The organism is Bradyrhizobium japonicum USDA 6, assembly GCF_000284375.1.
Taxonomy (GTDB): domain Bacteria; phylum Pseudomonadota; class Alphaproteobacteria; order Rhizobiales; family Xanthobacteraceae; genus Bradyrhizobium; species Bradyrhizobium japonicum.
On sequence record NC_017249.1, the window covers coordinates 5478709 to 5487983 of the forward strand.

The following is a 9275-nucleotide window of genomic DNA, read 5'->3' on the forward strand; positions in this document are numbered from 1 at the left end:
TTCACACCTGCTTACGGCAGGGCGTGGGGCTAAGAGACCTTAATCCGGGACTTGGGGTGCTGTAAACACGGGATCGCCAATGTGTTAGACTTTGCCCAGCCGATCCGGGAGAAAAGCCATGACCGCCGAATTCGATGAAGACCGCTTCAATATGGCTATCCGTAAGTTTCTGAAGCACGTCGGAGTTACATCGCAGCGCGAAATCGAGAACCTAGTGCGTAGCGGGGCGGTGAAAGGTGGCGCGCTCAAACTGCGAATGACCTTGTCCGCTGAGGGGACGCCGCTGAAACATGTTGTCGAGGAAACAGTCACACTCTGACGAGGGCACACGCTGCGACCCAACGTCCGTTCAGGGTAAAAACCAGCAATACTCTGATTGAGCAAAGAATTTCAGCCCTAATAGCCGACGTGCCCTCCTTTATGAGTACACGCCCTAAACACGAAATCTTTAATTGCGTTGACAGTGCACTCAACTGTCACCGCAATTGCCGTGTCTCACTTCAGGGGTGCAGTCCAGTGCAGTCCAGCACTGTCACCGAAATTGCCGACTGGTCGAAGTATCGGTTCTCAGCGAAGCCAGGCTTGCTCAATCATCCTGGCTTCCCTTGATTGATCTTGTGCGCAACCTCGCCAACAGAGCTGCCAACGATGACGGCGGTCACGATTGGCCAAAAACCCGCCACTATGACGATAGAGCCCAACGCGTGTCTTCGCCGTAATTCCGGTGACAGTGCACTAAACTCGTCTAACTGCCGTTTGAGTTAAGCGCACTGCAATTTGAGAGCTTGCTCAGTTCTCGCTGGGCACGCCGTCGCGAACCATTTCACCGACGGTACCGCCCAAAATCAGCGTCACCGTAATCGGCCATACCGCCGCCATGACGATCACGGCGCCAAAGGGGACGTCCCTGTTGGGGCGATCGTAGGAATTCATGGCCGTGAAAACGAACATGGCTGTCAGGCAACCGATCGCGTATTTCTTCTTCCAGCTCATGACAGAAAACCTTGTGAAGCCGTGCATGGGTCGCGCCGTCCGTCCTGCTGGTTCATCTGACGCCGTCGGCGAATTTTCACCCCACCTTCCTTTCACCCGCCAACTCCGAACACATGGCGGCAGGAATGGCGCCGACAACACCAAACTGCAAGGCACCGAAGACGCTGACATCGCGCATCAGGAGCCCCGCCCCACTCGCAAGGAGATAGCCGGAAAGAGCCGTCGGAAGGACGCACGCCCCCTGCCCCTCCTCCCACTTTCCTGCTATCTCCTACTCCCGCCGTCCCGGCCCAAATCAAAACCCACCCGTTCAAGGGAGCTCCACCTATGCGATACCTTCACACCATGCTGCGCGTGCGCAATCTCGATGTCGCGCTGAAGTTTTACCAGGATGCGCTGGGCTTGAAGGAGGTGCGGCGGATCGAGAACGACAAGGGGCGCTTCACACTCGTCTTCCTGTGCTCGGCGGACGATCTCGAGGCGCTGAAGAAGCAGCCGCAAACGCGCGGCGCGCCGCTGGTCGAGCTCACCTACAATTGGGACGAAGAGAAATACGGCGAGGACCGCTTCTTCGGCCATCTCGCCTATGAGGTCGACGACATCTACGCCACCTGCGCGCAGCTGATGAAGGCTGGCGTCACCATCAACCGGCCGCCGCGCGACGGCAACATGGCCTTCGTCCGCTCGCCGGATCTGCACTCGATCGAGCTGCTGCAGAAGGGCGAGCCGAAGGCGCCGGCCGAGCCCTGGTCGTCGATGCCGAATACCGGCCACTGGTAGGCCCGCGCCGCAGGAACCAGCCTGCGCGACCCGTGTTGTCCCTCCGACATGACGATTGGAGGAGGACGCAATGGGACGAGGACTGTTGCTGTGGATGCTTGGCGTGCCGATCCCGGTGATCATTCTGTTGTGGTTGTTCTTCGGCCACTGATCATCGGGCTCGATCTGCCAGGTTCGATTCTTTAAGTTCGATTTGCCAAGTTCGACTCAACAGGTTCAACTTGCCAGGTTCGACTTGCAATGAAAGCTTCGCCGACGGCGGAGCTTTTTGCATGAGGGGCGCGCCGCAATCGCCGTCGCTCCGCCTGAAGAATTCCGCTATCACGCGCGCCAAAGCGAAATGCGGGAGGACTTCATGCCGGACACCAAGCGAACGATCTGGGGCCGCGCCAACTCGGTCAACGTGCAGAAGGTGCTGTGGTGCCTCGCCGAGCTCGACCTGCCCTATGAGCGCATCGACGCCGGCATGGCGTTCGGCAAAACCCGCGAGGCCGAGTATCTCGCGATGAATCCCAATGCGCGGATCCCGACGCTGGTCGAGGACGATTTCGTGCTGTGGGAATCGAACTCCATCATGCGCTATCTCTGCCTCGCGCATGGCCGCGGCACGCCGCTCTATCCGGAAGCACCGAAGCTGCGCACCAGCGTCGACCGCTGGCTCGACTGGACGCTGTCGATGGTGCAGCCGGTCGACCGCCCCGTGTTCTGGGGCATCGTGCGCACCGCCCCCGCCGAGCGCGACATGATCAAGGTGCAGCGGGACGCCGATGCCGCCGCCGAGGTCTGGGCGATCGCCGACCGCCTGCTCTCGTCGCGCCGCTTCATGGACGGCGACCAGTTCACGCTGGCCGACATCGCGGTCGGCGCCTATGCGCGGCGCTGGCTCGGGGTCGAGGGCATCACCCGCCCGGCCCAGCCGCATCTGACCCGCTGGCTCGCCGAGCTCGGCAAACGTGGCGGATTTGCCCAGTTCGTCGCACCGCCGATGTCGTGAGCCGGCGGCGCGGCCTAAGCTACGCTGAGCGCGCGATAAATCGTCGTCACGGCGCACGGATCGGGCGGCGCGCCGGGACTTGACGGCTACGGTGCATGGGGTTGTTTTCGCGTTTTTGTTTTGAAAGCGTTTTCAAGCGAAGTGGATACCGGTTCGCGTGAAGAAAACGCGTCCAAACAAGACGCCTAGCGCCAGCCGCGCTCGACCAGCAGCACGCAGATGATCAGCACCAGCGTCACGGCCGCGGTGGCGAGCTTGGCCGTCCAGCTCAGGCCGCGGCCGACCCACAACAGCAGCGCGCAATACATCACGAAGGGGACGATGATGTCGGGCCGCATGAGATCCGGCGGCATCGGCTTCAGCGCCTGACCGTGGTCTCGACGCTGATCGAGCCGCCGATCTTCACACAGGTCCCGGTGCCCTCGACCATGACGAAGCGCCGGCCGTAGGAGGCGCAGGAGCCGGCCTTGGCCGTGCCGCCAGTCCCCTTCAGCGGCAGGGCCTTGCCGGCCTGCGGCCGCTCGGCGGGCGGAAGGCGCAGGTCCTCGGCCGCGGCCGCGGAGGTGGCCAGCAAGGAGATGAGGATGAGGAGCGGCGCGCGCATGCAGCCGTTCTAGCCCGGACCGGCGCCACGCGCCATCCGGGTCGCCTCGCCCGGGATCAGATGAATTTGACGCCCGCCGAGTTGCCGCGGCGCCAGACCACCTGGCAGCTCCGCCCGGTGCGGGCGTCACGCGCGAACGCCAACCGGATCACGCCCGGAAGCTGGCTCGCGTCCTCGTCCAGCATGATCTTGGCGCCGGTATCCGAGATGTCCTCGACCAGGCAATGCCGCGCCGCGAATCCGCCATCGAGCGTGATCCAGGCGTGCCGCGACAGCGATTTGCGGGCTGCGCGCTTCTTGGGCTGGGGCATGAACAAAATTTCTCCGGTTCCAGCGCTAGCTCAGGGCCCCTAAGAAACCGTTGAAATCGCCCGCGAATGTAACGGGGACGGACGCTATCCACCGGTGCCAAAAGACCGTTCCCGAACGGCTTGCCCACGGCGCCAAAGGCCACTATACGTTCGCCCGCTGCAGCCGGCGGGCTCGACTCGGGTGGCCGGCGGCCGTGTCGCGAAAAGCGGCGGGGCCTTGTGTTTGCTCCCTTCGTCTATCGGTTAGGACGCCACCCTTTCACGGTGGAGAGAGCGGTTCGATTCCGCTAGGGAGCGCCAACAAAATCAATCACTTGCCGCCCTCCTCCGCCGCCGTGTCCAACACCTGTCCAATATGCGGGTATGGACTCGTTCACAGCGCCGGGTCGCGGAGCTGCGCGAGATGGAGCGCTTTGCTCGGATTGGACGGACGATGACGATCGGACGCGATGGTTCCTCTGGTGCTGTTTGGACCTTTAGGGCGCGGTGAGCGTTGAGGCGTTAGCACCGGGGCAGGATCGCGAACCCCGGAGTTCGGATCATGAGCACGATCCCTGCGGACCTCGAAAGAAAGTTCGAACAACGGTGGGCCGCCAGATTGGCGCGGCCCATTCCGCCGGCTCCATTTGCGCGCCCGGCCTGTCCGAGGTGCAAGGCCCAGATGATGCTCGTCAGCATCGAGCCAAAAAGCCTAAGCGTGGACTTGCACAAGTTTCGCTGCGCTGTCTGCAACCACGCACTTACGACATTCGCAACGCATGAAGATCCCATGCATTCCAATGGCCGCTGGCTTCAAGGCGATTTGCGCCCACCGAAGTAACCCGCGCTGCAAGTCGTGACCGAAGGCGAGACGCCGCGGCTGCCGGAAGGTTTCAGGGTCGAGCTCGACAAGGACGGTTGGCGGCACTGACTCGCGCGAAGCGGCGATGGCCTCAATGCATCTGCCGCTCTGACTGATCTTCACTAATCCGCCAGCCGCGTAGGGCATGACCATGTCCGATGACTGGACCAAACGAGCGACGAACATCCTTCGAGAACTTCATGCTGCCGAGGCGGAGCTAATCGGCAGGGGTGTTATCCTGACCGACGGTAAGGCGGGGACGGTTGATCACGTCTTCCTTGACGAGGTGCACGGGCTCCGGATCTCGATCGGTGGCCACGACGGCAAGTGGCCGATTTCGACTCTGAAGCTTCTAGACTCCGGTTTCGCCAGATAGCTTGTCCGCCCGGTCACCGTCCGCGGTGATCACTCGGTGACCGGGCGCCAGCGCGGACTTCGAAGGCCTGCTCGCCGGTGCCTGGCCGAGTAAGCCAGTCACAGTTTACCTGGAGTGGCAGCCATGATGCAGAACGTTGTAGCCGGATGCGTCGCAGTGGCTTTGATTATCCTGGCCTTGATTGGCTTCGCCCAAACGCACCATGAATGTTGGCACGGGCACGTGCTCCTAACCCATGAGCCCTGCGGATCCGTCAGCCCTTCAATATAGGAACAACCATTCGCCGCTGATCTAGGCGCGGGACCAAAGCCCCGCCGCTCGTGAAGTTCTGCCAGCACAGGTAAGCTTGCGGACGACTCAGCGCGAAAGCCCCCTACCGCCCGGTAGCCGCCTTCTGGCGCGCAGCGTTCAGGTCTGCCTTTGTCTGTGCAGCTGCGGCACTCGCGGGCTCTCGATTTGGGGGCGGCTCATTGAGGTCTCGGGCCCAGGGCGCGCCAGATCGAGCAACTGACTTCGGAGCGGCATGTTCTGAGCTGGAGCAGGCAGTGACGAGAGAGACGACAACAAGGGACATCCCCGTCCGGCCCCACGTTTGAGTGATCCTGTTCATCAGGCAATCAACTTCCGGCGCGGCCTTACTGTTGGCGCCTGCGATCCGCTCTAGCATCGAAATAGATGATCACCGCGAATGTGGCGCCTAGAGCCAAAACGCTGATACAGCCGGTAATCAACGCCACCGCCATCATAGCTGGATCAGTATTTCTACGGCGTCAGGGGTGGGCAATTCACGAATGATTAGCGCATGCAACAAGGCTGGAGCCCGCCATCCTGAGCCGGCGGGCCTTTGCTTTTCCACACCCACGATGCGCAGTAGCCCGCGTTCGTTCCGCGGCCCAAGGGATCGATAATTTTGACTCTCGCCGGCGCCAGGCTTCGATGGCGCAATGACCAAGGCAGAAAACCGAGCGGCCGCCAGGGCCTACCACCAGGAGCGGATGCGTAAGCTCGACGAGGAAGCCGAAGCAGCACGCATTTTTAGACGGGGATAAACGACCATGGACGTCATCCCATCTCTGTCACGGTGGAGAGAGCGGTTCGATTCCGCTAGGAAGCGTCATCATCCGAGCCATCGGGTGATACGGCGAAATCCGCCACCACTCCATGAACCTCCCCGCCCCTGACCGGCGACCAATGTCCCGTTGGAACTGGTACAGGCCATGGTGCTGCATAAATCCCCCTCGGACCGCCAGACCGGCGCCGCCTCGCCGGCACCGCCGTCCTGGATGCACCGTCCCGCGCCCTACGCGCCGGAGCGGCGCGCCAGAATGCTCGAGCACATGGCACGCGCCCGATCGCTTCCGCGGCCCCAGGCCGCGCCGGCGCCGCCGCGCACGAGTGGCATCGACATTCTCGGCGATGCCTTCGGCTACTTGGTTTTGTTCGGCATCATCGCCCTGTTCTTCCAGTCGCGCGTTCCGCTCTATCTCGGCGCCTTCCTCTTCCTCTCCGACGGCGAGCGCATCGAACACGCGCTTGGAACGATCGGCATCCGGCTCGAGCCGGATACGGTCGGTCCCGACCTCATCAAGGGCTTCGCATCCCTGTTCGGGTAGTTCGCGCTGCTCGCATCCTTGCAGGCCTCCGTCCCTGCCTGGCTTGCGGCATGGATGCCACCGGCCGCATCCTGGTCCGCCATTGCCGGCATCGCCGTCGTGTTCGCGACCGTCGAAGCGTCGGCGGGGCTGGCGATGCGGCACGCATTGCCGTGGTTCGGATTTCAGATCAGGCCGGACAGCCGGACCGCGACGGCGATCAGGCTCCTCATGGCCCTTGGCCTGCTCGCCTTGCTGCTGCTGCTCGGATCTCTCTGAGGGGCACGCAATGACGATGTCGTGAGACGGCCGGGCCGTTTACCGGAAATTTACCCCTGCTATTTGATCGGCGTATCGTTTGCTTAGACGTTGCCCGCTACCGTGATTCTACGGAAACAATCCGAAACACGATTGGCGTTCATGTCCGTCTCAGAGTTCCTCAGGCAGCGTGCAGTGGACGTCAGCGTGAGCGGCAGCTACTCGCTGCCGCGCTGGTACGATTGTGAGGGCCAGCTGCGCACCTTCGCCTGCCGCACCAAGCGTGTCTCCCCGTTCCGCATGATCGTCGACGTGCCTGTTGTCGGCAAGGTCGGCGAGCGCGTGACCTCCTATTTCCAGGACTTTGGCGAATTCCAGTGCACCATCAGCGCGACGTTGAAGGCGGGCTTCCTGATGGAACTCGACATGACGCGGGAGCGGCGCGCCTGGATGTCGGAAAAGCTGACCTGGCTGGAGAAGAAGCAGAAGGACGCCAGCATTCAGGACCTGCGCATTGACGCGCGCTTCGTTCCCCAGGTCTCGCACACCTTTCTGACGCTCGCCGACGGCAGCACCCATGCCTGCTTCATCATCGACGTCTCCACGGCCGGCGTCGCGATCTCCTGCGAATACGACCCGGCGATCGGAACCGCGCTTGCGGTCGGCGCCTGCGTCGGGCGCGTCGTTCGCAAATTCGACAACGGCTTTGCGGTCAAGTTCGCCGAGAAGCAGCAGCGGGACGACCTCGTCCGCCTGGTCGTCCGTACGCCCATGCTGCAATCGGCCTGAATCGGCCCGATCGATTTTAACTCAATTTTAACTAAATGCTGGAGGTGTCGATCCCCGCGCGTTAGGGTGTGACCCAGCACGTCCGCAATCACTGCGGGCCCCGACTTATTGGAAGTCCCGGAATGTCCATTGCTGAGTTCGCCCCGGCAGAAACCGCCCAAAACGCGCCTGCCGCCGCAAAGCCGCAGCTCCCGCCCGGCGTCATCACTGAAGGCCCGCTCGTCCAGGCCAAGTTGCGCGAAAGCTATCTCCTCCTCGGCATTCTCTACGTCGGCGCTGTCGCGGGCATCATCTGGGCCATCACGCAAGGCGTCGGCAAGGTGGAGCTGTTTACCTTTGCCTGGATGTTCGCGCTGACGACGTTCGGCATCGGCGCCGGCATGCACCGCCTGTTCGTCCATCGCAGCTTCCGCACCGGCCCGATCATGCGCGTCTTCTTCTGCGCCATCGCCCAGATGGCGGTGCAGGGCTCGATCGCGAAATGGGTCGCCAACCACCGCCGCCATCATCTCTATGCCGACGACGTCGGCGATCCCCACAGCCCGCAATTCGACGGCTTCGGCAATCGCTATGTCAGCGCACTCAAGGGCTTTTTGCACGCCCAGGGCAGCTGGGTGTTCGACCAGGCGACCACCGACAACGAATACTACGCCAAGGACATCCTCGCCGATCCGATCGCGATGTTCTTCGTGCGCACGCGCTGGGTCTGGTACGGGATGTCCGGCGTCTTCATTCCCGCCGTAATCGGCTACACCTTCGGCGGCGTGCACACCATGATCGGCTGCGTGCTGTTCTCCGGCCTGCTCCGCTGCTACCTGCTGATCCTCACCAGCCAGCTCACCGGCTCGGTCTGCCACGCCTACGGCTATCGCCGCTTCGAGGTCGAGGACGCCTCGACCAACGAGTTCGTGACCACGATCCTCACCTTTGGCGAGGGTCTGCACAACAACCATCACCGCTTCCCGAGGGACGCCTATATCTCGCATGCCTGGTGGGAGATCGATCTCAACGGCCTGATCATTCTGGGCATGGAGAAGATCGGCCTCGTCCACGACGTCTTCCACGCCTCGCACCGTCAGCTCGAGCTGGCGTCCGAAGCGGAGGCGCAGGCAGCCACGACGGCGCGCTAAGGCGGCAGGCGGCGGCCATTCCTCCGCTCCGCTGCCCTATCGCGGCCCCATTGCGGGATCAGCTTTTGAGGGTCCGTGCCTCGTGCCGGACCTCATTTGCAGACTTGCGATCGGGGGACCGAATGGCAGTCAACAAGATCAGGCTTGATAAGATCACCTGGGACAGGGTTGGCCGGGTCACCGAGCCCGGACGCTACATGTACACGTTCGGCTGGCTGACGATCACAGCCGGCGACCTCGATATCTGGAAGCAATATCCGCAAGCCGCCTTCACGCTGCTCGCGGACCACGCCGAACCGGACATGGCCGTCGGCCAGGAATTCCATCTCGGCGCCTTCGACATCGCGCCGGACGCACCTCCGCCGTTCACCACGCATTGAAGCGCGGGAAACGCCGGCCCAAATCGCCGTGCGAGCTGCGCGGCGCAGGCGACTGAGGGAACGCATGGCATGCACGTTGCTTAATCAACGTCATGATGCACATCCCCGCCGTCGACCAGGCCTTCCTGCTGCTGCTCATCGTCTTCTGCCTTGGCACGTGCCTCGTACGCGCCTTCTGGGAGCTGGAGCAGGTGCGGGCACGCCGGGTCGCTGCGCCGCCCCGCGGG

General features: G+C 62.7%; 13 protein-coding genes and 1 tRNA gene. 10 read left to right on the forward strand and 4 right to left on the reverse strand.

The genetic code is table 11. The features are described 5' to 3' along the window. Positions 1–118: 118 nt before the first annotated feature. On the forward strand, positions 119–319 hold the full coding sequence (locus tag BJ6T_RS25940; protein ID WP_014495476.1) for a DUF6494 family protein: 201 nt from the start codon (positions 119–121) through the stop codon (positions 317–319). Between the two features lie 470 nt (positions 320–789). Here the strand turns inward: BJ6T_RS25940 and BJ6T_RS25945 are convergent, their stop codons facing one another. Further along, entirely contained in the window at positions 790–993 is a 204-nt protein-coding gene (locus BJ6T_RS25945) for a hypothetical protein (RefSeq protein ID WP_141378507.1), read from the reverse strand. 327 nt (positions 994–1320) lie between these two features. Between BJ6T_RS25945 and BJ6T_RS25950 the strand changes: the two genes are divergently transcribed. After that, entirely contained in the window at positions 1321–1773 is a 453-nt protein-coding gene (locus BJ6T_RS25950; RefSeq protein WP_014495478.1) for a VOC family protein, read from the forward strand. Between the two features lie 355 nt (positions 1774–2128). Continuing rightward, positions 2129–2767 carry a glutathione S-transferase family protein gene (locus BJ6T_RS25955; RefSeq protein WP_028169542.1) on the forward strand — a complete coding sequence of 213 codons (639 nt, stop codon included), beginning with the start codon at positions 2129–2131 and terminating at the stop codon, positions 2765–2767. Positions 2768–2952: 185 nt separating this feature from the next. Here BJ6T_RS25955 and BJ6T_RS45935 read toward each other — a convergent pair whose 3' ends face one another. The 3 genes from BJ6T_RS45935 to BJ6T_RS25965 are packed head-to-tail and all read right to left on the reverse strand — an operon-like array spanning position 2953 to position 3682. Continuing rightward, on the reverse strand, positions 2953–3120 hold the full coding sequence (locus BJ6T_RS45935; protein ID WP_014495480.1) for a hypothetical protein: 168 nt from the start codon (positions 3118–3120) through the stop codon (positions 2953–2955). A gap of 5 nt (positions 3121–3125) precedes the next feature. Continuing rightward, on the reverse strand, positions 3126–3371 hold the full coding sequence (locus BJ6T_RS25960; RefSeq protein ID WP_014495481.1) for a hypothetical protein: 246 nt from the start codon (positions 3369–3371) through the stop codon (positions 3126–3128). A gap of 56 nt (positions 3372–3427) precedes the next feature. Then, on the reverse strand, positions 3428–3682 hold the full coding sequence (locus tag BJ6T_RS25965; protein ID WP_014495482.1) for a PilZ domain-containing protein: 255 nt from the start codon (positions 3680–3682) through the stop codon (positions 3428–3430). Positions 3683–3907: 225 nt separating this feature from the next. Between BJ6T_RS25965 and BJ6T_RS25970 the strand changes: the two genes are divergently transcribed. From BJ6T_RS25970 to BJ6T_RS26000, 7 genes are all read left to right on the forward strand, one after another. Beyond that, positions 3908–3982 (forward strand) — tRNA-Glu (locus BJ6T_RS25970). Between the two features lie 686 nt (positions 3983–4668). After that, positions 4669–4899, forward strand: a complete 231-nt coding sequence (locus BJ6T_RS25980; protein WP_014495484.1) for a hypothetical protein — start codon at positions 4669–4671, stop codon at positions 4897–4899. A 1217-nt stretch (positions 4900–6116) separates the two neighbouring features. Next, a complete protein-coding gene (locus BJ6T_RS48565; RefSeq protein WP_225894883.1) occupies positions 6117–6512 on the forward strand; it encodes a hypothetical protein in 396 nt (131 codons plus the stop codon). Between the two features lie 54 nt (positions 6513–6566). Continuing rightward, the gene (locus BJ6T_RS48570; protein ID WP_225894882.1) at positions 6567–6770 is read left to right on the forward strand and encodes a hypothetical protein; all 204 of its coding nucleotides are present in this window, start codon (positions 6567–6569) and stop codon (positions 6768–6770) included. Positions 6771–6911: 141 nt separating this feature from the next. Continuing rightward, positions 6912–7538, forward strand: coding sequence for a pilus assembly protein PilZ (locus BJ6T_RS25990; RefSeq protein ID WP_014495487.1), 627 nt, complete (start codon positions 6912–6914; stop codon positions 7536–7538). Between the two features lie 122 nt (positions 7539–7660). Then, complete coding sequence (locus BJ6T_RS25995; RefSeq protein WP_014495488.1) at positions 7661–8668, forward strand: acyl-CoA desaturase; 1008 nt, start codon at positions 7661–7663, stop codon at positions 8666–8668. 122 nt (positions 8669–8790) lie between these two features. Further along, positions 8791–9048 (forward strand): hypothetical protein, encoded by a 258-nt coding sequence (locus tag BJ6T_RS26000; protein ID WP_014495489.1) that lies wholly within the window; start codon positions 8791–8793, stop codon positions 9046–9048. The last annotated feature ends 227 nt before the right edge of the window (positions 9049–9275 follow it).

Coding starts and splice junctions, on each gene's coding strand:
- BJ6T_RS25990 (WP_014495487.1), top strand. CDS start 6,912: ATGTCCGTCTCAGAGTTCCTCAGGCAGCGTGCAGTGGACGTCAGCGTG.
- BJ6T_RS48570 (WP_225894882.1), top strand. CDS start 6,567: ATGCCACCGGCCGCATCCTGGTCCGCCATTGCCGGCATCGCCGTCGTG.
- BJ6T_RS25955 (WP_028169542.1), top strand. CDS start 2,129: ATGCCGGACACCAAGCGAACGATCTGGGGCCGCGCCAACTCGGTCAAC.
- BJ6T_RS25960 (WP_014495481.1), bottom strand. CDS start 3,371: ATGCGCGCGCCGCTCCTCATCCTCATCTCCTTGCTGGCCACCTCCGCG.
- BJ6T_RS25965 (WP_014495482.1), bottom strand. CDS start 3,682: ATGCCCCAGCCCAAGAAGCGCGCAGCCCGCAAATCGCTGTCGCGGCAC.
- BJ6T_RS25980 (WP_014495484.1), top strand. CDS start 4,669: ATGACCATGTCCGATGACTGGACCAAACGAGCGACGAACATCCTTCGA.
- BJ6T_RS25995 (WP_014495488.1), top strand. CDS start 7,661: ATGTCCATTGCTGAGTTCGCCCCGGCAGAAACCGCCCAAAACGCGCCT.
- BJ6T_RS48565 (WP_225894883.1), top strand. CDS start 6,117: ATGGTGCTGCATAAATCCCCCTCGGACCGCCAGACCGGCGCCGCCTCG.
- BJ6T_RS25940 (WP_014495476.1), top strand. CDS start 119: ATGACCGCCGAATTCGATGAAGACCGCTTCAATATGGCTATCCGTAAG.
- BJ6T_RS26000 (WP_014495489.1), top strand. CDS start 8,791: ATGGCAGTCAACAAGATCAGGCTTGATAAGATCACCTGGGACAGGGTT.
- BJ6T_RS25945 (WP_141378507.1), bottom strand. CDS start 993: ATGAGCTGGAAGAAGAAATACGCGATCGGTTGCCTGACAGCCATGTTC.
- BJ6T_RS25950 (WP_014495478.1), top strand. CDS start 1,321: ATGCGATACCTTCACACCATGCTGCGCGTGCGCAATCTCGATGTCGCG.
- BJ6T_RS45935 (WP_014495480.1), bottom strand. CDS start 3,120: ATGCCGCCGGATCTCATGCGGCCCGACATCATCGTCCCCTTCGTGATG.